Genomic DNA, 22,740 nt, shown 5'->3' with positions numbered 1-22,740 from the left:
TCGCAGGTCGGCGCGGTTGTGGGGTTCCGAAGCCAGGGTTGGTGCAGTACGGCGACAGGACCGGCTACCGGGCCGGGCGGCCCGCAGTGATCAGGGGCCGCCACCAGCGGTACCGCAGTGAACGCAGGTGCAGTCGAGTCGCAGTCACCAGTGGATGAAGTACGCAGGGCCTCAGCAAAGGCGCCGGACTGCGGGCGCGCGTGCTGGGGAAGTCCGGGCAGTGGGGTTCCGAGCCGAGAAGGTCGAGCAGGACGGGCGACGGGGCTGGCTGCCGGACCGGACAGTGGGCCTGGACGGCCACCACGGCAGGACAAGCAGTAGGCAGCACCGGCAAGTGGCAGTACAGCAGTACGAGCAGTTCGCAGGTTGTCAGATGACGCAGAGGAAGAACGGAGGGCGCTGGCGCCATCAGGATCGCCCGGCCCGTGAGATGAGCCTCGTCCGGGCGGACACCGCAGACCCCTCAAGGTACGAAGGACGGTGGTTTCCGGTCACGCATACGCGATCCCCGCAACCCTCCTCCCCCGAGGAGTTGCGGACACAAGGACCGGCCCTGGGCCGGTAGATGGTGAAGTTTCCCTTCGGGGCCCCGGAGCCGCAACGGCGCCGGGGCCCCTCCACGCGTTCCCGAACAGGAAACAGGAAGAGGTGCAGTGACCACGACCACCGACCGGCCGGACACCCCCGATACCGTCAGCTCCTTCGACGACGACGACTACCCCGCCTACACCATGGGCCGGGCGGCCGCGATGACCGGCACCACCGCCGGCTTCCTGCGCGCCCTCGGCGACCAGGGACTCATCACCCCACTGCGCTCCGACGGCGGCCACCGCCGCTTCTCCCGCTACCAACTGCGGATCGCCATGCGCGCCCGCGACCTCGTCGACCAGGGCACGCCCATCGACGCCGCCTGCCGCATCATCATCCTCGAGGACCAACTCGAAGAAGCCCTGCGCATCAACGAACAACTCCGCCGCACCGGCAACCACCCGCAGACCGCCGCCGACGACTAGGGTCCGTGTTCGGTTGTGACCGATTTGCGTGGTTCGCTCGCGTGGGCAGATCGTGGTCCGGTGGGCCGTGTTGCGTGACGCGAGCGCGACTGTCGGATGCCGAGCGGGAGTTCGTCGGGCCGTACCCGCCGATCGGCGAGAACGCACCCCGGGCGGCTGCGGCAGCAGTTCGAGGGTGCGGGCCGGCCCTTCGGGACGAGCGCGAAGTGGCGGGGGACGCCGTGGTAGTCCGGTGCCCGGTCGACCGTCTCGAACCGCTCCCGTCAGTGGCGTGCCCCGTCACCCCGCCCGCCGTCCCCGCACGCCGGCTTCACCCGCCGCGCCCGGACGGCGACGGGGCGCGGCCGTGTCCGGAGCGGGATTGTCCCGCTTGTTCCCGTCCGGGCGGCCGCTTCGTCGTGCGGGGGTCTGAACCGCTGGACGTGTGCGGAGCGTTGTCAGGTACGGGGCCACTGAACGGGGCTCCGGACCATCGGCGGGGCGGGGAGCGGTACCGCGCCGCCACGAACCGCAGGCCCTGGAGCGGTCGGGAACGCTCCCGGGCGAGGAGGAACCATGACCGTCCGCAGGACGTCCGAGCGGCTCGTCGCACTCGCAACTGCCGCGACCGCCCTGGCCGGCGCCATCGGCCTCGGCACCGCCACCAGCGCGTCGGCCGACGTCAACCAGGAGTGGAACTGCGCGCGCAACCCGCGCGGCTGGGACCACATGGACTGGCGCAGCTGCCTGCTCCCCGGGGACTCGCTGGTCTCCGGCAACGGCGACGAGCGGCTCGTCTACCAGAACGACGGCAACCTCGTGCAATACGACGAGGGCGGCCACGCGGTCTGGAACACCGCGACCGCCAACACCGAGCCGGGCAGGGTCATCATGCAGTCCGACGGCAACCTCGTCGTCTACGACCGGGCCATGCGCGCCCGGTGGGCCTCCGGGACCGCCCTCGGCTGCAACCCGCCCGTCAACTGGCTGCGCCTGCAGAACGACGGGAACCTGGTCATCTACCGTCCCCACAACGACGGTCCGTGGACCGCGGTCTGGTCCCGACTGAACGGCCGCGTCGGTACCTGCTGACCCGACCCGGACCTGCCGACACCCGGCGCGGGCGGCTGAAGCCGCCGGCCCGCGCCGCCCGACGTCCGCTGTCGGGCTGTCTGCCTCTCTGTGGGATCCGCCGTAGCGCCCGGGGCGGCGGCCCGCGAGGATGCCCGCCATCACCATGGGGGGTGATGGCCGCAGGCTCTATCGGCGGCGCGGTGCTGGGCGGTCTGCTCCTCGGGGTTTTCCCGGACCTGGTCCTGATCCCCGCGCTGGCCGTGATTCTGCTGGTCTCCGCCGTGAAGCTCGCCCGGCACGACTGAGCTCAAAGATCATCCTGCGGCGGCTTTCGGGCCCGCCTCGGCTGGATCCCGCCGGGCGCCGGCGTGGACGCCGGGCGGTCCCGGGCGGTCTCGCCGGCGGGGGAGGGGGGAGGAGGGCGCGTGGACAGGAGCCGGCGGTCGTGGCGGGGGTGGGGAACGCGCCGTGTGCGTTCCCCACCCCCGCTGACTTCGTTCGTCCGGGTGGTGTCGCCCGCGCTTACCACCGGTACCAGCGGCCGCGGCTGCCGGACGCGCCGGTACTGCGGGCCACGAAGCCGAGCAGCCACACCACCAGCACCACGACCGCCACCCACCACAGGGCCTTCAGTGCGAAGCCCGCGCCGAAGAGGAGCAGGGCCAGCAGCAGAACAAGAAGAAGGGGAACCATCTCGACCTCCACAGTCAGTGTCGGCGATCCGGCTGCCCCGGCCCGCGGCGAATATTCGTGGGAATCTTCCGGGCGGGCGGGGGCAGGCGGATCGCCGACAGCTTCGACGAACCGGAGGTCCGCATGAGTGTCGGCGACAAGATCGAGAACACCGCCGAGAAGGCCAAGGGCGTGCTCAAGGAAGGCGTCGGCAAGGTGACTGGCAACGAGCGTCTGGAGGCCGAAGGCAGGGCCGACCAGGCCGGGGCCGACGTGAAGCAGGCGGGCGAGAAGGTCAAGGACGCCTTCAAGCACTGATCGACCTGGATGCGGTGGCGGTGGTGCCGTTGTTTCTCCGCGGCACCACCGCCACCGGCGTGCCGTAGGGGCGGCCGCCGGGCAGCACGCGGTGGTGCCCTGCCTCCCACGTCGGGAAGCTTTCGTGGAAGGCTCGTCGACGTGGGACCGAAGCACCCCAGCCGCCGCCGGCGCACGTGGAGCGGGGAACGGCCGGCTCCTTCTTGATGTGACCGGACCTCAGCGTCCCGCTGCCGGAGGCACAGCCGTTGGACATAGGGTGTGCTTCATGGAGTCAAACGTGCTTGTCGTTGCCGATGTGACATGCAGTCCGGAGAACGCCGTTGAGTTCAGCCGGCTCCTGCACGAGTTCGCTGCCGCGTGTCGCGAGGAACCGGGTTGCCTCTCCTATGACGTGTTCCGCTCCGAGGACACACCCGAGCGGTACGTGAGCATCGAGAAGTACGTCGACTCCGCGGCATTCGCGGCTCACCGCGACTCCGACCACTTCCGCGAGATCGGCCTTGCCCGGCTGATGCCGCTGGCGACTGCACGCGACGTGCGGATGTATGACGAGCCTCGCGAGGTCCCGCCCGCAGGACGTTAGAAGAACGGTACGTGGGCCGATGCCCGTCTTGCCGCTTTCGGTTGGGCCCCGGCACCGCGCGCCGCAGCCCCGCACCGGGGAAAACATTCAATAGTTGTGGATCGATGAGCTTCCGTCAGGGCTGTGGTGTCTCGTCGATGGCGACGAGTTCGATCTCGAAGCCGTCGTCGTTCTCGAGGTAGGCGGCGTAGTGCTGTTCACCGCCGGCGTGCGGGTGCCGGTCGCCGAACAGCAGGTGCCAGCCGTGGCGTGCCGCTTCGATGGTCAGCGCGTCGACGGTGGCCTTGTCCTCGACGTGGAAGGCCAGATGGTTCAGGCCCGGACGGCATCGCTCGTGCCGGTCCGAGGTCAGGGCCGGGGACTGCTCGAAAACCAGATAGGTCGGCCCGAGCTTCCAGCTGCGTCCGTTGCTCCAGCTCTGGAACAACATGTATCCCAGCGCCTCCAGTAGCCAGCCGAGCGACGCGACTGCGACATCGAGGTCGGGCACCCAGATCTCGACGTGATGCAGCGTCCCGCTGATCGGCCGCTTCACGCCGCCACCGCCTCGGGGCGCTCGACCGACTGGCCGCCTTCGAAGCGAGCCCCGGCGCGGACGAGCGGGACCGGGTGGGCGCCGTTGACGGCCCGCCAGCGGTCCTGGGCGGACTCGATCAGCTTGAAGACCATGGCCAGTCCGGCCGCGCGGGAGCCGGCGTCCTTGGTGACCATGGTCCGCAGGCGGACGGTGGCGAAGGTCGACTCGATGGGGTTGGTGGTCCGCAGGTGGATCCAGTGCTCGGCCGGGTAGTCGTAGAAGGCCAGCAGCACGTCCTCGTCGCCGGCGATCTTCACGACGGCCTTGGGGAATCCGTGATGATGCCGGACTCGTCGCCGACCGAGTACAAGTCGCGCATCTCAAGGTGGACGGCGCTCCGCTGGACCTCCCCCAACAGAGCTGCGAAGTCAGGACCCGGCTCGCTCTGCGTCATCGCACGCCTCCCTCAGAATCGCCGCCATGCGCGCCGGCAGGCGGACCACGGACTCACCGGCGGGGACGCCGATCGCATGCCCCGGCACCCACTCAGTATCACGGATCTCCGACAGCCTCTCGCCCTCCACGTTCCAACCCTGGATCACGATCTCCCGGGCCTCCTCGTCAACCCACACGGTAGGCGAGCCTCCGCCACCCGTGCTGGGGTCGATGCCCTTGAATCGCAACGGCATGACGCCCTCGCTTGGTTGGGGGCTGCTTCTTCTACGTGCTTGCACTCACTTCCCTGGCAACCTGACGCTCCGTCAAGTAGGTTACAAGGCTTTGTCCGCGATGGTCGGATCCGCTCGCGACGACCCCGCAAGGGGCTACGGCTGGACACGCAGCTCGCCGATTGCTATTCGGCGGGGGTGCCGTGGAGGAGGAGGGGGAGGTGGGCGCCTCGGGTGAGGGCGTCGAGGGCGTGGGTGGTGCGGCGGTGGTGGTCGGGTTGCATGGTGTCGGCGAGTTGGGCGCGGTGGAGCCAGTGGACGGCGGTGACGGTCTGCGCGGGTCGGTGGCGGGCGACGGTGGTTTCCTGGGCCGGGCTGAGGCGTCCGCCCCAGTGGACGAGGTGGAGGGCCTCGGGCAGGAGTCTGCTGGGAGTGTGGTCGGTGGCGAGGATCTTGCGCAGGGGCAGGACCAGTCCGGTCTGGGTGTCGGTGTGGCGGCGGGCGGCGTGGTGGGGGAGTTCGTTCTCCTCGGCGGGGCCGCCGGGCAGGACGAGGCCGGTGGTGTGGGCGAGGCCGATGGCGAGGAGGGCGCCGTCGCGGTTGAGGATCAGGGCGTGGTGGTGGTGGCGTCGGCGGGGCGGGGTGGTGTGGAGGGTGGGGAGGTGGTGCAGCACGTGGGGCTCCTGGGTCAGTCAGTTCTCGGGGTTCTTGGGGGTGAGCCAGGTGAGGCAGGCGGGGAGTCCGGCGCTGATGCCGGTGGCGAGGACGAGGCCGAAGATGAGGAGTTGGGGTCCGAGGGGTCCGTCGTGGATGGGCCAGCAGACGAGGGCGGCGGCGACGGCGCTGAGGGTGGGGACGACGAGGGCGGCGGTGACGAGTCGCAGGGGGCGGTTCACGCCACGTCGGAGATGCGGGGCCGGCTGGGGTGCTGGACGCTGAGGAAGCGGGGGTCGGGAAGGGCCTGGATGCGGTTGGGCTTGGTGGTCCACTCGCAGCCGCCGGCCTCGTGGCGGAGGTAGACGAGCCCGGCGAGGGTGTCCATGTAGACGGCTTCGAGGGGCTTGCCGGAGGTGTCGAGGTGCGCGAGGTCACGGACGACCTCGCCGACGGCAGGGGTGTAGACGGGCATGGGGGCTCCACTGGTTGCGCTGTGCATTGGGATCACTACGACCCGTATCCATACTGGGGGGGTCGGGGCTACGATCGAAAGCCGCAGAACTGGCGAATTGATTTACGTTCAATCGAGGCCACCATGAACCAGCGCGAACTTGACCCCTCGTCATCTCCAAGTGCGGCACTCGGCGTTCAACTTCGCAGGTCACGCAACGCGCGAGGGCTCACCCAGACCGAACTTGGTCGAATCATCAACTTCTCCGCGTCCTACATCTCGCGAATTGAACGGGGAGTGGAACCTCCAAGTCTCAGGCTCGCCCAGGAGGCCGATCGGGCACTCGACACCGGCGGAACGCTTGAGCTGATGCTTGATCAGCTCAAGCACAGCCTGCTCATCGAGGGTTTCCCGGAGTTCGCCGAACAGGAGGCCCGAGCTACCGCCATACGGCTGTTCGAGATCGCTGTCGTTCCTGGACTGCTCCAGGTTCAGTCCTATGCCACGGCCTACGAGATGGCCGCAGTGCGCCAAGGCGTATCGACCACGGAACGGGCGGCCGAACGTTTGGCCTTCCTCCGAACCAGGCAGAGCAGACTGTCTGCAAGCCGTCCGCCGAGCCTTCAGGCCGTGCTCGATGCCACCTGCCTGCTCAGGCCGATCGGTGGCCCTGCTGTGATGATCGAGCAGCTCTCACATCTGGAAACGTTGGCCGAAAGACCCACGAACGTACTCCAGATCGCCCCGTTGGAACTCGGCGAGGACAGGCCGCTGAACTATCCGCTCGTTCTGCTCACACTTCCCGACCGTCGCATGATGGGCTACACCGAGACCCTTCAGCGTGGGTATCTTGAACGCGATGCCGAGACAGTGGCGGGATGGGTGAGCAACTACGATCGGCTGCAGGTCGAATCGCTCTCGCGAGGAGCGTCGCTGACCTACATCCGCAAAGTACGGAAGGACTTCGAGGATCATGTCCGTTGACCTCAGCGGTGCCCACTGGCGCAAGAGCACCTACAGCAACGGTCAGGGCGGGTGCGTCGAAGTCTCCGACGGCCACGCAGGCGTCATGCCGGTTCGAGACTCCAAGGACCCGCAAGGTCCCTCCCTGCTCTTTCCCGCCGACGCCTGGCGCGCCTTCGTCACCGCCGTCCAGGGCGGCGAGTTCGGCACCGTCTGAACCCCAGCACCACCTCTGAGCTCCGACCGCTGAACCACCGGTCGGGGCTCATCCCGCTCTCCACCCGTGCGCGTACTCGATGTTCAGTACTCCCGGCCCCTTCACCGGACCCTTCGCCGTGAGATCCCCCGCGTGGTGCAACATCACGCTGTCGTACGGCGACCACGGAGTCCCCGCCAGCGCACGAGCCGGACCCTCCCTCACCAGCGAATGCACCCGCGCCCCCGTCCACCGGAACGCCTCCGCGCTCCCGGTCAGGAACAACGTCTCGGCAGCGAACCCGAACCTCAACTCGTCCCGCCGCCACTCCTCCGGCTCCTTCTCCCCCGAGAAGTCCGTCTCCGGGATCTCCATCACCTGCGGCCGGCCAGCCCCCAACCCTGCCCGCACGGCCTTCCACCGCGACACCGGAAACCCCAACCCGCCCTGCACCAGAACCAGAGCCACCACCGGCGAATGGAACCACCCCGGCAGCCGCCCCGGCCCCTCCCGCTCGGCCCGCAACGGCAGGTACACCAGCGACCGCCGCGACCGCGCCGCCAACCCCCATGCCGCCGCCACGCTCCGCGCCCCCTCCAGGTCCACGAACATGTCCAGCGACCATTCCTTCCGGAACAGCACCGTCCGCCCCGACCGAGGGACGGCCTTCACCACCCGGTACTCCTCGCCACCGTGCCGCACCCGGTGGACCGTCGTCCTCAACTCCACCAGGCAGTCCTACCCCGCCGGTACGCCCTCTGTCCCCCGGGTTTTCGTTCCCCTACCGTGGATCGCAGGCTACCGAAGGGAACTCCTGGACCATGTCGTGGCGTAAGAGCACCCATTGCGGCCAAGGCGGCGACTGCGTCGAGATCGCCGACGACCACCCCGGCCTCGTCCCCGTCCGGCACTCCCAGGACCCCGCCGGCCCCGCCCTGCTCTTCCCCGCCGACGCCTGGCGCGCCTTCGTCACCGCCGTCAAGCACGACGAGTTCGACATCCTCTGACACCCAGTGCGCCGCGCGGTCGGCCCCCTGTGCTCTACTACGGCGTCCAAACGTTCGCACACCCCGCGCACACAGTTCGCCACGCACCCGGAGCCGACCGCTCGATGAGCACCACCCTTCCTCGCCCCTCCTCCCCCGACCGCTCCATGGCCGTCCCGCACGCCGTCGTGCCGACGACCACCCGGTCCCCCCTCGACGAGCCGACCCGTCCCGGGCTCAACGGCGGCACGATCACGCTCTACGCCCTCGCTGCCTTCTTCGCCCTGTTCGGCCTGGTCTCCCTCGTCAAGAACACCGAAGCCGACCTCGGCGGTTACGACGCCGCCTACCGCGCGGGCCACCACTACGGCGCCTTCGTCCTCTCCCTCCCCTTCCTGGTCGTCGCGCTGATCCTGCACGCCGCCTCGCGGGCCGGGCTCCGACCCTCCCTGAACGAGGGCCGCTCCGGGCGGTGAACACCGCCGAGCACGCCCACGGCTCCGCCTCCCTCGCCGCGTCGGGCTGACCCGCACCGCCTCCGACTGCTTCGATGGGCGGATGCGCGAAGCAGCCGCCCCAACTCCCCCACCACCGCCGCTCGCCGAGGTCCTCGGCGTGCGCCGGATCCGGCTCGCCGAGGTCGCCGCTCCTCGCCTCACCGCCGAGGAGCGGCGCGCCCGGGACCAGCTCTGGGCGACCATGGTCCTGGCCAATCCCACCCTCTTCGACGGGCCCGCGGTGGCCTGCGCCGACACCTCGTGGCCGAGACCCGGCGAGCTCCACGTCTCCTGGTCCCGGGTGACCTACCGCCACTACGCCCTGCGCCGCGTCCCTTCCGCCACCGCCCCCACCGCCTCCCTCTCCGTCAGCGTCCTCCAGAGAACCGACGACGGCCGCCTGCTCGTCGGCCGGATGTCCCCCACCACGGCCGCGCCCGGGCGCTGGCAGTTCCCCGGCGGCTCCGTCGAGCCCCCGCCCGACGGTGAGCGCCTCGACCTCGCCGCGCTCCGCCGCAACGCCGTCCGGGAGCTGACCGAGGAGACCGGAGTCACCACCACCCCCACCGAGTTGGAACTCCGGGCCGTCACCCGGGGCCAGTACGGCAGCGTGGGCGTGCTGTTCCTCGCCCCGCCCCTCCCCGAAGCCGCCTTGCGCGAGCACTTCACTGCCCTCGCGCCGCCGGAACGGGAACTGGTCGAGCTGGCCTTCGTCCGCTCCCCCGCCGACCTCCCGGGCCTCCCCGGCCCGCACGCCGACTACCTCACCCCGGTCCTCCGCCACCTCGCCCGCCGGCGGGTGGGACGACGGCAGTAGGAGGCGTGGCGCCCGAGCGGCCCGGCGGCCGCCGACGCGGAACGCCCGGCCGGGGGGGAACCCGGCCGGGCGTCCGTACGGGCGTGACCCGTGGTTCGAGGCTCAGGGGATCGGGTTCAGGCGGAAGAGCTCGGGCTCCCTGTGCTGGATGATCTGGGCCGTCGCCGCAGTGGAGTGGTCCTGGGCGGAGAGCCACATGCGGGTGCCGTTCTGGGTGTGCTGCGGAGAGAGGGCGAATGCCCGGGTGCCGTCGACCTGCAACATCCAGAATTCCTGGGCGTTGTTGCCGGTATTGAGGGTCGCGTCGCAGCGTTCGGTGATCACCCAGGTGCCGGCCTCGAGGCCCCGACGGTCGACGGACATGCACAGGCCGCTGCCGTGGTTAATGAACCTGTAGACCTCCAGGCCACCGGGGACGGACATGTGGCAGGACCGCCACACCTGGTTGCCGCCCCCGTTCCACCAGAACTGGGCGACCGACCCGTGGTTGCCGGAGGCAAGGGAGACCTCCACGGTCAGGCCGCTGTTGAGGGCCTCGATCTGGTAAGCACCCGGGTCGCAGGTGAAGCCGACCGGGTCGGCGGCCTGGGCGGCCGGGGCCGCGACGATCACTGACATGACCAGGGCGGCCGCGGTGCCGAGGACGGCGGCGAGGCGGCGTGCTCCGGAACCGGGGCGGTGCTGAGTACCCATGACAGGCTCGCTTTCGCGGAGAAGTGGAGAGGTGAAGGAGCGGAGGATTTCGGACCGGACGGACGGGCCGACGGTGAACGGGCCGCAAGCGGTCAGCAGTTGCCGATCCGCTGCCGGGCGAGGGCGCTCAGCGATCCGGCCGGCTCGGGGTGGGTGCAGACGACCGTGCCGATCTCGATGTCCGCGAAGGTCGTGTAGGTGCCCGTGCCATTGGGATTGGTGTTGATCCAGAGGCCCGTGGTCGGGCCGCTGCGTGCGCAGGTGTAGCGGACGAACTGGCCCGCCACCTTCCGGGTGCCCCTGTAGAGCCCGTAGCGCCCGGACTCGTTGAAGTTCTGGGTGACTTTGACCTCTTCGGTCTCGGTGGTCGCCTTGGTGGTGAGCACCGAGAGGCTGGTCTTGAAGCCGACCTTGACGAAAAGTCCGCTGAGATCGGCGGTGAACTCGCGGCTGGAGTTGATCGTGGTGCTGACCGAATCGACCCGCGCGAGGGTCTTCTCGTAGGTACCGGTGGTGCCGGGCGCGACGGTGAAGCCGATGAACTCCGTGACAACCGGGTCAACCTGGGCGGAGACGACGTCGTCCCAGAACTTCTCGACGTTGGGGTTGCAGGTCGGACTCGGAGGCGTGGGCAGGGTCGTGGCACTCGCCGGGGTCGCGGTCAGTGGAACCAGGGCGGCCACGGTAACGGCCGCCGCGGTGGCGGCGAGGCGCTTGGCGAGGTGCTTGCTGAGGCTCATGGGCGTTCCTCCAGGGGCTGCGGGCACGTGCTGCGAGGCGCGATGCGAAGGCGACCGGTCCCTCGTGGGGCCGGTGCGGATCAACCTTCCCAATCGGCTGCTCCGGTTCGGCACGGCCCGGCCATCGGATCACCATCGGAGGTGATGGTCAGGCTCCTGGGAGAACTTCCGCCGTGCGTTCGTCGGGATCCGTCAGGGCCTCCAGGGCCGCCGACACGTCGGCACGCAGCAGCGGGTTCTCGGTGGTGCTGTCGATCACTGCCAGCGCCCGGCGGAGGCAGGCGGCGGCCCGTTCCGGTTGACCCAGCCGGCGGTGGTGGTCACCCAGGTAGAAGAGGGTGAAGCTCTCCAGGACCGGGTCCCCCGCGAAACGGTGGCGGTCGAGCGCCCGGTACAGGAACTCGTCGGCCTCCCCGGTGTCACCGGCGAGAGCAGCGGCCACGCCGAGGTTGGTCTCGCAGACGCCGATCACCCAGTGGTCCCAACCGTCCTCGGGCTGCGCCAGCAGCAGCGCGAGGGACTGCCGGAAGTACTCCCGGGCCCGCCCGGGCTCGTCGGTGTTGAGGCTGTGCTCGCCCAGGTTGCCGATCACCACGGCCTCCCCGACCGGGTCGCCGGCCGAGGCCAGCAGAGCCCGGGCCCGGAGGAGTTCGGCCAGGCCGTCGTCGTGCCGGCCGACCGCACCGAGCACCGTGGCCAGGTCGTTGCGCGCGTGGCCCTCGCCGTAGCGGTCGCCGGACCGCCGGGCGGCGGCCACCGCCAGCCGGGCCGCCTCCTCCCGGTCGTCCAGGTGCGGGCTCACGAAGAAGTAGCCCCACAGCGCCAGGGGCAGCCGCCAGGCGAAGTCGTCGAGGCCGTGCTCGGCGGCCTCCCGCACGAGGCCCATCAGGTGCGTGTGCTCGCTCTCGCACCAGCTGCGGGCCTCAGCCGACGTGGCGAACCCCGGCGGCTCGTACCAGGGGCCGGGACGGGGGAATCCCGTCCGCTGCCGGTGCGGGGTCAGCAGGCGGACAGCCGCGTCGGCGTGGTTCAGGTACCAGCTGCAGAGGCGTTCGCGGGCGGCGATGCGTTCGGCCGTCCCGGTCTCGGAGGCGGCGCGTTCGGCGGCGTACAGGCGCAGCAGGTCGTGCATGCGGTACCGGTCGCGGCCCTCGTAGGTGAGCAGGTGGGCGGTGGCCAGCTTCCCCAGGACCGGGCGGACAGCCGCGGTGCGTTCGCCGCAGAGCGCGGCGGCGGCGGCCGTGCAGAGGTCGGGGGCGGTGCCGAGGGCGAACAGCCGGAAGAGGTCCTGGGCGCGGGCGGGCAGGGCGCGGTAGGAGAGATCGAACGCGGCGCGGACGGTCGAGGCGGCGTCCCCCTCGATCTCCAGCGCGCCGAGCCGGTCCTCGGCGTCGCGCAGTTCGGCGACCTGGTCGGCGACCGTGAGTCCGGGGCGTACGGCGAGGCGACTGGCGGCGATGGCGAGAGCGAGGGGCAACCGCCCGCAAACGGTGGCGAGTTCGGTGGCGGCGGCGGGTTCGGTGCGCGCCCGGTCGTCGCCGATGACGCGGTCCAGCAGGGCGACGGCGTCGGCGGCCGGCATGAGGTCGAGGGCCAGTGAGCGGGCGCCGTCGCGGGCGGCGAGCCCGGCGAGGCTGGTCCGGCTGGTGACCGCGGTCAGGCACCGCGGCCCGCCCGGGAGCAGCGGGCGGACCTGTTCGGCGCTGTGCGCGTTGTCGAGGACGACCAGGACGCGCCGGTCGGCCAGCATGGACCGGTACAGCGCGGCGGCCTCGTCGGGCGCGCTGGGTACCTGCGGACCGGGCACACCGAGGGCGCGCAGGAACCGGGCCAGCACCGCGTGCGCGGACAGCGGCGGACCGGCCGAGAAGCCGTGCAGGTCCGCGTAGAGCTGGCCGTCCGGGAAGCGGCCGCGCACCCGGTGCGCCCACTGAACGATCAGGGTGCTCTTGCCGACCCCGGCGGTGCCGGAGACGGTGAAGACCGTCGCCGCCGCTGGGGCGGCCGGTCCGGGACCGGCAGCCTCGGCGGCGAACCCGTCGAGTGCCGCGAGTTCCGCACTGCGCCCGGCGAACGAGGCGGACGGGGAGGGCAGTTGGGCGGGCCGCGGCACCACCGCGCCGGGGGCAGGGGCACGGTCGGGGGCGACGTCGGTCGCGGGGTTCCCGGCCGACGCGCTGTCGCCCGGTGCCGCACTCCCCGCCGGCCCGCCCGGCCCTCGATCGACCACCTCGCGCCCGTTCCGTTCTGGCTCGGACTTGAGCAACTCCAGGTGCAGATTCCGCAGTTCGGGACTGGGGTCGAGCCCCAGCTCCTCCGCGAGGCGACCGACGAACAGCCGGTGGACCGCCAGCGCGTCGGCCGTCCGGCCCGAGCGGTGCAGCGCACGCATCAACTGCCCGGCGAACCGCTCCCGGAGCGGATGCTCGGCGACCAGGGCGGTCAGTTCCGGCACCGTCTCGCGGTACCGGCCCAGGGTCGCCTCCAGGTCGAGGCAGTCCTCCCAGGCGGTCAGCCGCAACTCCTCCAGCGCGACGCAGGCCGCCGCCGGAAGCTGCCCGGGGAGCCCGTCCAGGACCGGGCCGCGCCACAGTGCCAGCGCCTCGCGCAGGTCCGCCAACGCGGCGACGGCTTCGCCTGCGGCCGCCGCGGCGCGGGACCGCGCCACCCGGTCGGCGAAGGTCCGGGCGTCCAGCCGGTGGCCGTCGAGCACGAGCCGGTACCCGTGGTCGCCGGTCAGCAGCACGGGTGGGCCGGCGGGTTCGGCCTCGGCGAACCGTCGGCGCAGCATCCCGGCCAGATTGCCGACCTGGCGCCCGGCGGTCGCCGGCGGGTGGTCGTCCCAGACCGCGTCGACCAACCGGCTGACCGGGACACTGCTGTCCGCGTTCAGCAACAGCGCCGCGAGCAGACGCTCCTGACGATCGCCCCCCAACCGGACCCGGACACCGGCGCCGGTCCGCACCTCCAACGGCCCCAGAACCCCGAACTCCACGCGATCCCCTCCCCAGGGCCCCGCACGCCACCGTCGGGCGCCATTGCATTCGATGACGACCCGATTACCTGATCATGCCAGACGGGTGCCACCGCTGGAGAGAGCCGAACGCGGCCCGGATCCCGGTGCACGGGGTGCACGGGCGGGGGAGATCATGATCGCCGCCGATGCCGACAGAAAGGGCGGCCATGCGATTCCCCTGTCCTGTCCTGTCCTGTCCTGTCCTGTCCTGTCCTGTCCTGTCCTGTCCTGTCCGGTGACGCGGTTCGCGACCTCCGGTGGCCGACCCAACCGGCGCTTGACCTGAACCTCGGTTGATGTACGAGGGTCGTGGCCATCGAACGGCGAGACGAGGAGATACCGATGACACAGCCCACGATCCTGGTGACGGGCGCGACCGGTCGGGTCGGCGGTTCGGTGGTGGCCCAACTGCACGCGGCGGGCGTACCCGTGCGGGCCCTGGTGCGGGGGGAGGCGGAGTTCCCGGAGGGCGTGCGGGCGGTGCGGGGCGACCTCGGCGACCCCGCGTCACTGGGCGCGGCCCTGGAGGGCGTCGACGCGGTGTTCCTGGTGTGGCCCTTCCTGGGCGCCGACGGCGCGGCGGAGGTGATCGACGTGATCGGGAAGCACGCCCGACGGGTGGTCTACCTGTCGTCCGCCGGGGTCGGGGACGGAAAGGACGCACCGGGCGACCCGATCACCGCGTTCCACACCGAACTGGAGCGGCTGATCGAGGCGTCGGGCCTCGAACGGACGGCGCTGCGGCCCACCGGCTTCGCGAGCAACACGCTGGGCTGGGCGGAGGAACTCCGCGCGACCGGCGCGGTCCGGGCGCCGTTGCCGCAGCTGGCCCGCCCGTTGATCCACGAGGCCGACATAGCCGCCGTCGCCGTTCGGGCACTGACCACGGACACCCTGCTCGGCGCCCGCCCCCTGCTCACCGGCCCCGGACCGGTCACCCAGGAACAGCAGGTGGCGCTGATCGGCGAGGCGGTCGGACGGCCGCTGCGGTTCGAGGAGATCGCACCGGCCGAGGCCGCCGAGCGGATGAGGGCCGCGGGCTGGCCGGCGGAGCTGGTGGCGGCCGTGCTCCCGGCCCAGGCTGCCATGCTCGACCGTCCGGAGCCCGTCAACGACGCGGTGGAGCGGATCACGGGAACCCCGGCCCGGTCGTTCCGGGAGTGGGCGGTGGACCACGCGGCGGACTTCCGCTGAGCGGGACGCCGGTCAGGACACCGTTGAGGAGACCGTTCAGGACGCCGTTCAGACGGCACCGAAGCGCCGGCGGGCCTCCTCGATGGCGTCCAGGTGGCGGTGGGTCCAGTCGCACATGGCGTCCACCGTGGCCCGCAGGGCCTGGCCCGGCCCGGTCAGGGTGTACTCGACGCGCGGCGGCACCGTCGGGTACACCGTGCGCCCCACCAGACCGTTGCGCTCCAGCAGGCGCAGGTTCTGGGTGAGCATCTTGTGGCTGATGCCGTCGACCTCCCTGCGCAGCTCGGTGAAGCGCAGGGTACCGTCGCCGATCGCCTCGACGATCAGCAGCGCCCACTTGTTGGCGATGTCGGAGAAGATCTCCCGCGCCAGGGAGTCCGCGCGCATCGCGTCCGCCCGATCCGTCGCCGAGCCGTTGACCTGCTTGCTCACCTTGAGGTTCCCCAGTCACCGAGAAGTGCGTTCTTCCACGTCGGCGAACACTCTCCTACGGTGACCGAGTCACCACAAGAGAGCACGAGGAGACGGAAGCCGCCATGGCCATCACCCTGCTGAACCCCGACGGGCTGCCCACGATCGACGTCTACCACCAGGTGGCCGTCGCCACCGGCTCGCGGACGGTCCACATCGCCGGACAGGTCGCCTGGGACGCCGACGGCGCCACCGTCGGCGCGGGCGACCTCGCCGCCCAGGTCGAGCAGTGCTACCTCAATGTCGCCACCGCCCTGGCCGGGGCGGGCGCGACCTTCGACGACGTCGCGAAGCTGACCGTCCACGTCGCCAATTGGACGCCCGACCAAATGCCGCTGCTCCTGGAGGGCGTCCGGCGCGCCACCGCGAAGATCGGGACGACCGCCACCCCGCCGGCCACCCTGCTCGGCGTGGCGGCCCTGGACGTGCCCGAGCACCTGGTGGAGGTCGAGGCCGTCGCCGTCCTCGACTGAGCCCGGGGCCGACCCCCTGCGCAGGAAGTCGGACCCGCCGACTTCCTGCGCAGGCGGGTCCCGGCGTTCGGCGAGGAGGCACTGGTGGACGAGCACGGGTACGCGCTCGCCGTGCGCGTCCTGGAGAACCTCCAGAACCTCGCCTCCCACCACCTCGACACGTTCCGCTCCCCCGAGGACATCCGCCCGTTGCTCGGCCCCCGGAGCGCGATCTGCTGGGACACCCTGAACGGCTTCTGGAACGACGTCGCCGAGTGGAGACTGCAGAACGGTGTGCCGATGGAGTCCTCCGCCCCGATCCTCGCCGTCGAGGACGAGGAACTGCGGCTGCTCCTGTGGACGTCGAACCGGACCCTCCCCACCGGCGAGAGGCTCGGGATCGCCGACGCCGTGCGCTACGAGAAGGCCGTCGGGGCGAGCCTGCCCGAGTACAGCGACCTCGCGGCGGCCCTCCGCGCCGCCGGATCGGGCAGCTCCTGACTCCCGTTCTCCCCTGGCACGGGAAGTCGGACCCGCCGACTTCCTGTGCGCACTACCCTGCGGGAATGGATCATCAGCAGGACCCGTGGGCGGCACTCCTCCACCCTCCCGTGCCGTCGGCGCAGCTCCGGCGGGAGTGGCTGGGCGGGATCGAGCTCAACCCGGCCGCGCCGGACGATGTGCTGATCGCCCTCCTAGACGTCGGCCGGGCCGACTTCCTGCTCCGCCGCCACGACCTGCCGCCCGCCGTCCTGGACGCCGCCATCGCCGGCCCGCACCGGCGGGTGTGGGGGCGGGCCGCCGACAGCGGGCGGCTCTCGGCCGCCCAGTGGGAGCGGCTGCTCGCCGCCCGGACCGGGCAACCGGAGCACGCCCCGCTGACGGAACAGGCGGCGGACGAGGCCGCCCGCCGCACGTGGGCGCCCCGGCCGCGAGGCATCGAACCCGCCCCCGGGGGCGACGCCCGGCCCCCCGCGACCCCTGGGGAGATCGCCGAACTCGCCGACGCCGTCCCGGACATCGCCCCCCAGGAGCGGACGGTCGCCCTGTGGTGGATCGCTGCCCTGTTCGACGACCCGGATTCCATGCGGCAGTTGGCCGGCTCACCCAGACTCCGGATCCGCCGCAGCGTCGCCCGCGCGCCCCGGCTTCCTGCCGATGTGGTCGAACTCCTCGCCCGTGACGAGGACTTCGCCGTCCGGCTGTTCCTCACCGAGTCCTGCGACGACGCCCCGTCCTGGCTGCTGCTCGACCTGTGGACGGACGGCTGGAACGGCACCCTCTCCTTCCCCGGCCGCCCGCGCAACCATCCCAACTTCCCCCGCCACAACCTGCTGCGCTTCGCCGACGACCCCCACCCGCGCCTGCGGCTGCTCGCCCTCGACGACCCGGCGTGCACCGCCGCCCTCGCCGAACGCCTCGCCCACGACCCGGATCCGCAGGTCCGCACCCACGCCCATCGCCACCCGGCCCTGCCCCCGGCGCTGCTGGTCGCCCTGCTCCGGGACCCGACCACCGCCGGAACTGCCGCCGCCAACCCGGCGGTACCGGCGGCCGTCATGCACGGCATGATCGCGGCGGCGGCGGAGCGGGCGGAGTAGGAAGTCGGCGAGGCCGACTTCCTACTCATCACGGGACTGCCGGAGCCAGAAACGAGCCAGGGAATGCATGCAGATCTTTCCGAGGAGTCCGTTCCCGACTTCCTCGAAAGATTCTTGGGATTCGAGGACGGTGTCGTCACCGGCATTTCCATCGTCCTTCCGCGAGGCGATCGCGCCCGCCGAACGATCGAGGTGGAAGTCCAGGCGGTGGACCGAACCACCCCGGGCGGAAATTCGCCGAACAGCAGGCTGCACGGGTGGAAGCTGGTGCGGATCGCGATGCGGAGCATCGACGAGTACCGGCTCACCGAGACCCGCCCGTACCCCTTGCAGGTCCTCACGGACGGGCTGAAGCTCGGCTGCGCGGAAGGGCTCTTCGTGCTGGACCTGGATCCGGGACCGGACGCGTGGTCGCCCCGGGCGGTCCACGACACTGCCAACAGCTGGTCCAAGCAGTACGTCGTATCGGAGCGCTGCTCGTTCGAGGTCCTGGACGGCCCCTTCGTCTGAAGCAGGAAGTCGGCCCGGCCGACTTCCTGCTCCGGGGCGGGCAGGCGGTGCCGGACGTACTCCGGGGCGGCCGGGTCGAGTTCGACGGTGTTCTCGTCCAGGCCGTTGGCGATCCGCAGATGGCCGTCGTCGAACACGAACTCCACTGCCACCATGCCCCTGGCCGTGTCGCGGACCTCCTCAGGCGGGGACCACTCCAGCAGGGCCACCTCCCGCAGCTCCCGGCCTACAAAGGGGGCCAAGCGCTCGTCCTGGTCGGACCACTCGGGCGTGAACTCGAACCACTCCCAGTTCGCGATCGGGACCCTTGTGTCGAGGTCGTTCCAGCCGATCCAGAAATGGTCCAGCTGGCGGTGGGCAACCTCCACCCGGACACCCTCGAAGTCCAGCACCACCGGACAGTCGGCGAACCAGCTCCCGTCCTCCACGAAGCGCACCACCGCAAAGCCGGTCAGCCGCCGGCCGACGAGTGCCGCCAGTCGCGCCCCGTACGCCTCCCGAACCGCCTCGATGCCGAACACGAACGACGGCTCGAAGCCGGTGATCCCCATCCTCATGGAAGGGGAGTCTGCCCGGCGCCCGCCCGAGCAGCCATGGGAATTCGGCGGACGATGACCGCTCCCTGGAGAGGGGGTGGGAGTGGGAAGTCGGACCGGCCGACTTCCCACTCAAGGGCACACCGGCGTCAGCGGCGCAGCGTTCGCCGGGCCAGGGCAAGGGTGACCTCGACCGTGTCGCTCCAGGAGCAGACCTCCAGCCAGGAGAGGTAGCCGGACTCGGCGAAGGCCAGGACTTCGCCGGGGCAGTCGCCGTCATCGGTCAGGATCTGGGCTTCGGCGGCCACCACCGAGCCCGGCCCCGAGGCGGCCGGCCGGACTGCGGAGCGGTCGAGGCCGAAGTAGGCCGTGCCGCAACCGCAGGTGCACCGCCCCGAGACGCTCAGGTGGGGCACCTGGGCGCGGAGCGCAGCATGAACCGGATCGTCGGTGTCGAGGAGGGCGTCGAGCACGTCGGCCACATCGGGGGGAAGGTCCTCGGTCATGGCCGCACCGTACGTGACCTGCGGCGTCACAGTCGGATGATTGATCCCGAGGCTTCCCGACCGGCCCCTCCGTGACCACCGAACGCCATACTGCCTGTCGTGGATCGCGAAGAGCTGCTTGTCGCCCTCGAACGACACGGGACCGAGGCGGCCGGCCGTGCCGCGCTGGCGCTGCGTGCCGGGGCTTCGTTCCAGGTATGGGCCGGATCGACGGCGCCGGCCAGCCGGCTCTTCGCCATCTGGGCACGGCGGGCCGAATGCTTGGCGGAGGACCTGAGTTCGTGCGTTGCCGTGCTGTAGCTCCGTCCGGAGGGGCCGACGCGGCGAAAATGGCAGGCTCAGGACCGCCCGGCGGAGCAGAATGCGCAGCATGGCGGACATGGCAGCGTTCCGGGACGCGATCACGGCTTGGGCGGCGGGTGGGCCCGGTGGGCCTGCGGGGGAACTGGCCGGGCGGGTGGGGGTGCGGACGGCGGTCCTGGTGGAGGGGCCGAGCGACCTCGCCGCCGTCGGGACGCTGGCCGCGCGGCACGGACGGGACCTGGCCGGGGACGGGGTGTGCGTGGTCTCCATGGGTGGTGCCATGAACATCGCCCGGTATGCCGAGTTGCTCGGGCCGCCCGGGCTGGGGCTGCGCCTCAGCGGGCTGTGCGACGCGAACGAGCAGGGCTTCTACGAGCGCGGGCTCGACCGGGCGGGAGCGCCGCGCGAGGGGTTCTTCGTGTGTGTGGCGGACCTGGAGGAGGAGTTGATCCGCGCGCTGGGCGTGGCCCGGGTGGTGGAGATCGTCCGGGACGAGGGCGACCTCCCGGCCTGGCAGACCTTCGTCCGCCAGCCCGCCCACCAGGGCCGCCCGGCCGAGGGGCAGTTGCGGCGCTTCCTCGGCACCAAGAAGGGGCGCAAGATCCGCTACGGGCATCTGCTGGTGCAGGCCCTGGCACCCGGGCAGGAGCCGGCCCCGCTGCGCGATCTGCTCGCCGCCGTCTGAGCCGACGGGACCGCCGGAACGCGACCGTCAGTACTCGACGGCGTCCAGGTGGTACGTGGTGTCGACCGAGAACTCGCCGGCCCGCGCCTTGATGGAGAGCACGTACTGACCGGGCGCCAGCGGGTCCAGGGCGCACCACTGGCCCCAGGCGACGCGCGGGATGCCCATCGCCAGGAAGCGCCTGGACGCGAACTCCTGCACCCGCAGCGGGACGCCGTTCAGCGTCGCCTCGGCCCTGGAGGTCTCGACCCGCCACGGAGCGGAGGACAGGCCGAGGGCGAGGCGCTGGGTGTTGAAGACCGGGAAGAAGACCGGCTGCCCGGCGCGGATCGGGCAGCGGCGCACCACGCGGCCGCCGTAGGTGCCGGCCAGGAACCAGACGTCCGAGGGCTGCCGCCAGTTGGCGAACTCGCCGGTGGTGTCACCGACGGGGCTGCGCTCGGCCGGGGCCGACAAGGCCCACTTCCACCAGCGCGCCGCGAGCTCCGCGCCCCGGCGGGGGTCCACGGTGTCGGCACCGGTCTCGGGGGAGACGGCCTCGCCCACGGTCTGCTCCTTCGGTTCCACGCGCGCACCGCAGATCGGTTCGCCCCGCGACTTTATCCCCTGGGTTTGTCCCCCGGGAGCCGGGCCCTCCGCGCGGGAGGGCCCGGGGCGGGCCGCAGGGCGGTCAGGCGATCACGCGGCGGACTGTGACCTCGTACTGGTCGACCGCGCCGTCCCAGCGGACGACGACGGTGCCGCCCTGCGACTCGTCGTAGTCGTCGTAGTCGTCATCGTGATCGAAGTCAGCATCGTCGAAGTCGCCGTCCCCGTCGTCGTCCCCGTCGCCGTCCTGGTCGTCCTCGTCGTCGGCCGGGGCGAACCGGACGAGCGCGAGGTCGTGGGACTCCTCGTCGCAGAAGGCGGCCAGGTAGTCCCGCAGGGCCGGGTCGGCCACGCCGGCCACCAGTTCGTGGGCCTCCTCCTCCACCTCGTCGGCGCTGTCGCCGAGACCGGCCGGGACCAGTTCGGGCGAGGTGGCGGCGGTCAGGCCGGTGGCGGCGCAGAGGGCGTCGAGCAGGGTGTCGCCGGAGGCGATCCGGCCCTGCCAGAGCGTCCACAACTCCCGGGGCAGGTCGGCCGAGGCGAGGTCGACGCCGTGGTGGCCGGCTATCCGGCCCAGGTCGGCGCCCAGCAGGGCACCGCGCCACTGGCCGCTCTCGGACTCCGCGACGGCGGCGGCGAGATCGACGCCGAACGCGGCCAGCGTGTCGGGCAGTTCGCGCGGGTCGACCCAGAACAGCGACCGGCTCGCGTCGAACACCAACTCGGTCTCGGCGGTGTCACCCGGCGGGGTGAGCAGCAGGTGGCCGGGCTCGACCGTCTCCTCCCCCGCGAGCGCGGCCCGGCCGACCCACACCGGGTCGTGGTCGAGCTCGGCCTCGTCGAGGAAGTTGCCGCCGTAGTAGGCCCCGTAGCGGGCGTCCGCATCCCCGTGCTCGGCCGGCGGCCGGCCGAGCATCTCCCCGAAGGCCTGGGCCAGAGCGGCCGCCCACTCCGCGGAACGGCCGGGCGGCGGTGTGCTGTTCTCAAGCGTCATGGCGGGAGTACAGCACGGCCAACCGACAACACCGGCAACAGGGTTGGGTCAGCGGCTGTAGTCCTTGAGCTCCTCGGTATCCAGGACCATGTCGAGACCGGGGAGCTCGACCCGCTCGCCGTAGTCGTAGGTCCGGGTCCCGCGGTAGCTGCCCTTGACCGGCTCGCTGTGGACGGTGACGGTGTCGTTGTCCCGGTCGACCAGCAGATAGAGCGGGATGCCGCTCTCCGCGTACGCCCGGGGCTTCTTGACCCGGTCCCGCTCGTCGGCCCGACGGTCGAAGGAGGTGACCTCCGCGACCAGCAGGACACCCCGGGAGTCGGCCCACTCGCCTTGGCCGGCGAAGTACTTGGCGGGCGCCAGAGTGCCGTCCGGGCGCGCGTCGCCGTTCCCGTAGGACGGAATACGCAGACCCTGTTCAGCGAAGAGCCAGAGGTCCGGACGATGCTGCATGCAGATCCGCTGCAGCCACGCGATGATCTGGCCGTGGTCGCCGTCGGGCACGGGCTTGACTCCGATTTCACCATCGATGAATTCGAGCGCGATGTCCTGGAGCGCAGCGGTCTCGGCGATCACCTCGAATGCTTCGAGGCTCATCTGTGGACGGTCGTGGGTGATCACGTCGGTCTCCCTCCCTGGACGCTCCTCGGGATACAGCAGCAACGGTACCGCCCGGGCCGGTCAGCCGGTGGCGCGGACATAGATGTCGGCGGCGCCGGGGAGGCCGGCGGGGTCGGGGGCGACGTAGATGCGGCGGGCCCGGTTGTGGATGGCGTCGGTGCCGAGGAGGGGGTCGTCGGTGTCCTCGGGAACCGGGGTGGAGGTGGGGGTGGGGCCGGTCTCGGCGGTGGGGTCGACGGCCGGGGCGATGTGCTCGGTGGGCTCCGGGTCGGCGGCCTCGGTGGCGGGCTCGGCGGTGTCCGCCGGGTCGCCCTCGGGGGCCGGACCGTCGGTGGGCGCCTCGTCGGCCGTCGCGGAGGGCGAGGCGGCGGGCGAGGCGGCGGGCGAGGCGGAGAGCGAGCCGACGGGCAGGGCGGTGGGCAGCGCGGACGGCGAG

The 22,740-nt window shown here is 71.5% G+C and carries 31 protein-coding genes and 2 pseudogenes; 17 read left to right on the top strand and 16 right to left on the bottom strand.

Annotated elements, in window-relative coordinates:
• Positions 1 to 731 precede the first annotated feature (731 nt).
• The 3 genes from BI06_RS44080 (at position 732) to BI06_RS54990 (ending at position 2,371) form a co-directional block, all read left to right on the top strand.
• Positions 732 to 1,013 (top strand): MerR family transcriptional regulator, encoded by a 282-nt coding sequence (locus BI06_RS44080; RefSeq protein ID WP_082558828.1) that lies wholly within the window; start codon positions 732 to 734, stop codon positions 1,011 to 1,013.
• A gap of 555 nt (positions 1,014 to 1,568) precedes the next feature.
• On the top strand, positions 1,569 to 2,084 hold the full coding sequence (locus tag BI06_RS44075) for a hypothetical protein (protein ID WP_051743042.1): 516 nt from the start codon (positions 1,569 to 1,571) through the stop codon (positions 2,082 to 2,084).
• Between the two features lie 155 nt (positions 2,085 to 2,239).
• On the top strand, positions 2,240 to 2,371 hold the full coding sequence (locus BI06_RS54990) for a hypothetical protein (protein WP_255360331.1): 132 nt from the start codon (positions 2,240 to 2,242) through the stop codon (positions 2,369 to 2,371).
• A gap of 217 nt (positions 2,372 to 2,588) precedes the next feature.
• Here the strand turns inward: BI06_RS54990 and BI06_RS44070 are convergent, their stop codons facing one another.
• Positions 2,589 to 2,759: a hypothetical protein gene (locus BI06_RS44070; RefSeq protein WP_043478681.1), complete on the bottom strand. Its 171-nt coding sequence runs from the start codon at positions 2,757 to 2,759 to the stop codon at positions 2,589 to 2,591.
• Positions 2,760 to 2,816: 57 nt separating this feature from the next.
• On the opposite strand from BI06_RS44070, the gene BI06_RS44065 reads away from it, so the two are divergent.
• Both BI06_RS44065 and BI06_RS44060 read left to right on the top strand, forming a co-directional pair.
• Positions 2,817 to 3,056: a CsbD family protein gene (locus BI06_RS44065; RefSeq protein WP_043478544.1), complete on the top strand. Its 240-nt coding sequence runs from the start codon at positions 2,817 to 2,819 to the stop codon at positions 3,054 to 3,056.
• A 268-nt stretch (positions 3,057 to 3,324) separates the two neighbouring features.
• Positions 3,325 to 3,642 (top strand): putative quinol monooxygenase, encoded by a 318-nt coding sequence (locus tag BI06_RS44060; protein ID WP_063795061.1) that lies wholly within the window; start codon positions 3,325 to 3,327, stop codon positions 3,640 to 3,642.
• Between the two features lie 115 nt (positions 3,643 to 3,757).
• Here BI06_RS44060 and BI06_RS44055 read toward each other — a convergent pair whose 3' ends face one another.
• From BI06_RS44055 to BI06_RS44030, 5 genes and pseudogenes are all read right to left on the bottom strand, one after another.
• Positions 3,758 to 4,177, bottom strand: a complete 420-nt coding sequence (locus BI06_RS44055) for a VOC family protein (RefSeq protein ID WP_043478541.1) — start codon at positions 4,175 to 4,177, stop codon at positions 3,758 to 3,760.
• Positions 4,174 to 4,491 (bottom strand): annotated as a pseudogene (locus BI06_RS44050) (transposase); the annotation flags it as partial. The pseudogene BI06_RS44050 and the gene BI06_RS44055, both read right to left, overlap by 4 nt.
• 521 nt (positions 4,492 to 5,012) lie before the next feature.
• Positions 5,013 to 5,501 carry an NUDIX domain-containing protein gene (locus tag BI06_RS44040; protein WP_051743041.1) on the bottom strand — a complete coding sequence of 163 codons (489 nt, stop codon included), beginning with the start codon at positions 5,499 to 5,501 and terminating at the stop codon, positions 5,013 to 5,015.
• Positions 5,502 to 5,519: 18 nt separating this feature from the next.
• Positions 5,520 to 5,723, bottom strand: a complete 204-nt coding sequence (locus BI06_RS44035; protein WP_043478534.1) for a hypothetical protein — start codon at positions 5,721 to 5,723, stop codon at positions 5,520 to 5,522.
• Positions 5,720 to 5,956: a hypothetical protein gene (locus BI06_RS44030; RefSeq protein ID WP_043478531.1), complete on the bottom strand. Its 237-nt coding sequence runs from the start codon at positions 5,954 to 5,956 to the stop codon at positions 5,720 to 5,722. Before BI06_RS44030 ends, BI06_RS44035 begins: the two co-directional genes overlap by 4 nt.
• Before the next feature lie 123 nt (positions 5,957 to 6,079).
• Between BI06_RS44030 and BI06_RS44025 the strand changes: the two genes are divergently transcribed.
• Both BI06_RS44025 and BI06_RS44020 read left to right on the top strand, forming a co-directional pair.
• Positions 6,080 to 6,919: a helix-turn-helix transcriptional regulator gene (locus tag BI06_RS44025; RefSeq protein WP_043478528.1), complete on the top strand. Its 840-nt coding sequence runs from the start codon at positions 6,080 to 6,082 to the stop codon at positions 6,917 to 6,919.
• Positions 6,909 to 7,115, top strand: a complete 207-nt coding sequence (locus BI06_RS44020; protein ID WP_030394872.1) for a DUF397 domain-containing protein — start codon at positions 6,909 to 6,911, stop codon at positions 7,113 to 7,115. The genes BI06_RS44025 and BI06_RS44020 overlap by 11 nt, the downstream gene beginning before the upstream one ends.
• A gap of 48 nt (positions 7,116 to 7,163) precedes the next feature.
• On the opposite strand, the gene BI06_RS52120 is transcribed toward BI06_RS44020, so the two are convergent.
• Entirely contained in the window at positions 7,164 to 7,823 is a 660-nt protein-coding gene (locus BI06_RS52120) for a hypothetical protein (protein ID WP_051743039.1), read from the bottom strand.
• 92 nt (positions 7,824 to 7,915) lie between these two features.
• On the opposite strand from BI06_RS52120, the gene BI06_RS52115 reads away from it, so the two are divergent.
• The 3 genes from BI06_RS52115 to BI06_RS44000 all read left to right on the top strand — a co-directional run bounded on the left by BI06_RS52115 (position 7,916) and on the right by BI06_RS44000 (position 9,394).
• Positions 7,916 to 8,101, top strand: a complete 186-nt coding sequence (locus tag BI06_RS52115; RefSeq protein WP_043478525.1) for a DUF397 domain-containing protein — start codon at positions 7,916 to 7,918, stop codon at positions 8,099 to 8,101.
• Positions 8,102 to 8,205: 104 nt separating this feature from the next.
• Positions 8,206 to 8,556, top strand: coding sequence for a hypothetical protein (locus BI06_RS44005; RefSeq protein ID WP_149030690.1), 351 nt, complete (start codon positions 8,206 to 8,208; stop codon positions 8,554 to 8,556).
• An 82-nt stretch (positions 8,557 to 8,638) separates the two neighbouring features.
• Positions 8,639 to 9,394 carry an NUDIX hydrolase gene (locus tag BI06_RS44000; RefSeq protein ID WP_051743038.1) on the top strand — a complete coding sequence of 252 codons (756 nt, stop codon included), beginning with the start codon at positions 8,639 to 8,641 and terminating at the stop codon, positions 9,392 to 9,394.
• Positions 9,395 to 9,496: 102 nt separating this feature from the next.
• Here BI06_RS44000 and BI06_RS43995 read toward each other — a convergent pair whose 3' ends face one another.
• From BI06_RS43995 to BI06_RS43985, 3 genes are all read right to left on the bottom strand, one after another.
• A complete protein-coding gene (locus BI06_RS43995; RefSeq protein ID WP_043478516.1) occupies positions 9,497 to 10,087 on the bottom strand; it encodes an RICIN domain-containing protein in 591 nt (196 codons plus the stop codon).
• A gap of 92 nt (positions 10,088 to 10,179) precedes the next feature.
• Positions 10,180 to 10,827 (bottom strand): hypothetical protein, encoded by a 648-nt coding sequence (locus BI06_RS43990; protein ID WP_043478513.1) that lies wholly within the window; start codon positions 10,825 to 10,827, stop codon positions 10,180 to 10,182.
• A gap of 148 nt (positions 10,828 to 10,975) precedes the next feature.
• Complete coding sequence (locus BI06_RS43985) at positions 10,976 to 13,822, bottom strand: BTAD domain-containing putative transcriptional regulator (protein WP_051743037.1); 2,847 nt, start codon at positions 13,820 to 13,822, stop codon at positions 10,976 to 10,978.
• A gap of 363 nt (positions 13,823 to 14,185) precedes the next feature.
• Here BI06_RS43985 and BI06_RS43980 point away from each other — a divergent pair, with 363 nt between their 5' ends.
• Positions 14,186 to 15,037 (top strand): SDR family oxidoreductase, encoded by an 852-nt coding sequence (locus BI06_RS43980; protein WP_043478510.1) that lies wholly within the window; start codon positions 14,186 to 14,188, stop codon positions 15,035 to 15,037.
• A gap of 48 nt (positions 15,038 to 15,085) precedes the next feature.
• Here the strand turns inward: BI06_RS43980 and BI06_RS43975 are convergent, their stop codons facing one another.
• Positions 15,086 to 15,424, bottom strand: coding sequence for a helix-turn-helix domain-containing protein (locus tag BI06_RS43975; protein ID WP_051743054.1), 339 nt, complete (start codon positions 15,422 to 15,424; stop codon positions 15,086 to 15,088).
• 149 nt (positions 15,425 to 15,573) lie between these two features.
• Here BI06_RS43975 and BI06_RS43970 point away from each other — a divergent pair, with 149 nt between their 5' ends.
• The 4 genes from BI06_RS43970 (at position 15,574) to BI06_RS50070 (ending at position 18,071) form a co-directional block, all read left to right on the top strand.
• Positions 15,574 to 15,981 carry a RidA family protein gene (locus BI06_RS43970; protein ID WP_043478504.1) on the top strand — a complete coding sequence of 136 codons (408 nt, stop codon included), beginning with the start codon at positions 15,574 to 15,576 and terminating at the stop codon, positions 15,979 to 15,981.
• An 84-nt stretch (positions 15,982 to 16,065) separates the two neighbouring features.
• Positions 16,066 to 16,461 carry a hypothetical protein gene (locus tag BI06_RS43965; protein ID WP_043478501.1) on the top strand — a complete coding sequence of 132 codons (396 nt, stop codon included), beginning with the start codon at positions 16,066 to 16,068 and terminating at the stop codon, positions 16,459 to 16,461.
• A gap of 65 nt (positions 16,462 to 16,526) precedes the next feature.
• Complete coding sequence (locus tag BI06_RS50075; RefSeq protein WP_149030689.1) at positions 16,527 to 17,561, top strand: hypothetical protein; 1,035 nt, start codon at positions 16,527 to 16,529, stop codon at positions 17,559 to 17,561.
• 63 nt (positions 17,562 to 17,624) lie between these two features.
• Positions 17,625 to 18,071: a hypothetical protein gene (locus BI06_RS50070; protein ID WP_043478498.1), complete on the top strand. Its 447-nt coding sequence runs from the start codon at positions 17,625 to 17,627 to the stop codon at positions 18,069 to 18,071.
• Positions 18,072 to 18,756: 685 nt separating this feature from the next.
• Here the strand turns inward: BI06_RS50070 and BI06_RS43950 are convergent.
• On the bottom strand, positions 18,757 to 19,113 hold the full coding sequence (locus BI06_RS43950; RefSeq protein ID WP_043478668.1) for a hypothetical protein: 357 nt from the start codon (positions 19,111 to 19,113) through the stop codon (positions 18,757 to 18,759).
• A 99-nt stretch (positions 19,114 to 19,212) separates the two neighbouring features.
• On the opposite strand from BI06_RS43950, the gene BI06_RS43945 reads away from it, so the two are divergent.
• On the top strand, positions 19,213 to 19,413 hold the full coding sequence (locus BI06_RS43945) for a hypothetical protein (protein ID WP_030394887.1): 201 nt from the start codon (positions 19,213 to 19,215) through the stop codon (positions 19,411 to 19,413).
• Between the two features lie 70 nt (positions 19,414 to 19,483).
• Positions 19,484 to 20,101: a TOPRIM nucleotidyl transferase/hydrolase domain-containing protein gene (locus BI06_RS43940; RefSeq protein ID WP_043478665.1), complete on the top strand. Its 618-nt coding sequence runs from the start codon at positions 19,484 to 19,486 to the stop codon at positions 20,099 to 20,101.
• Between the two features lie 27 nt (positions 20,102 to 20,128).
• Here BI06_RS43940 and BI06_RS43935 read toward each other — a convergent pair whose 3' ends face one another.
• The 4 genes and pseudogenes from BI06_RS43935 to BI06_RS52110 form a co-directional block, all read right to left on the bottom strand.
• Positions 20,129 to 20,668, bottom strand: coding sequence for a hypothetical protein (locus BI06_RS43935; RefSeq protein ID WP_233290553.1), 540 nt, complete (start codon positions 20,666 to 20,668; stop codon positions 20,129 to 20,131).
• 103 nt (positions 20,669 to 20,771) lie between these two features.
• On the bottom strand, positions 20,772 to 21,683 hold the full coding sequence (locus BI06_RS52800) for a hypothetical protein (RefSeq protein WP_051743035.1): 912 nt from the start codon (positions 21,681 to 21,683) through the stop codon (positions 20,772 to 20,774).
• Positions 21,684 to 21,731: 48 nt separating this feature from the next.
• Positions 21,732 to 22,280 (bottom strand): Uma2 family endonuclease, encoded by a 549-nt coding sequence (locus tag BI06_RS43925; RefSeq protein WP_051743053.1) that lies wholly within the window; start codon positions 22,278 to 22,280, stop codon positions 21,732 to 21,734.
• A gap of 84 nt (positions 22,281 to 22,364) precedes the next feature.
• Positions 22,365 to 22,740, bottom strand: a pseudogene (locus BI06_RS52110) (hypothetical protein); the annotation flags it as partial.

Origin of the sequence: Kitasatospora sp. MBT66 (genome assembly GCF_000710405.2) — a bacterium.
In the GTDB taxonomy this organism is placed as follows: domain Bacteria; phylum Actinomycetota; class Actinomycetes; order Streptomycetales; family Streptomycetaceae; genus Kitasatospora; species Kitasatospora purpeofusca.
The sequence above is the reverse complement of the archived record's forward strand: the minus strand, read 5'-3'. Positions and strand labels throughout refer to the sequence as shown.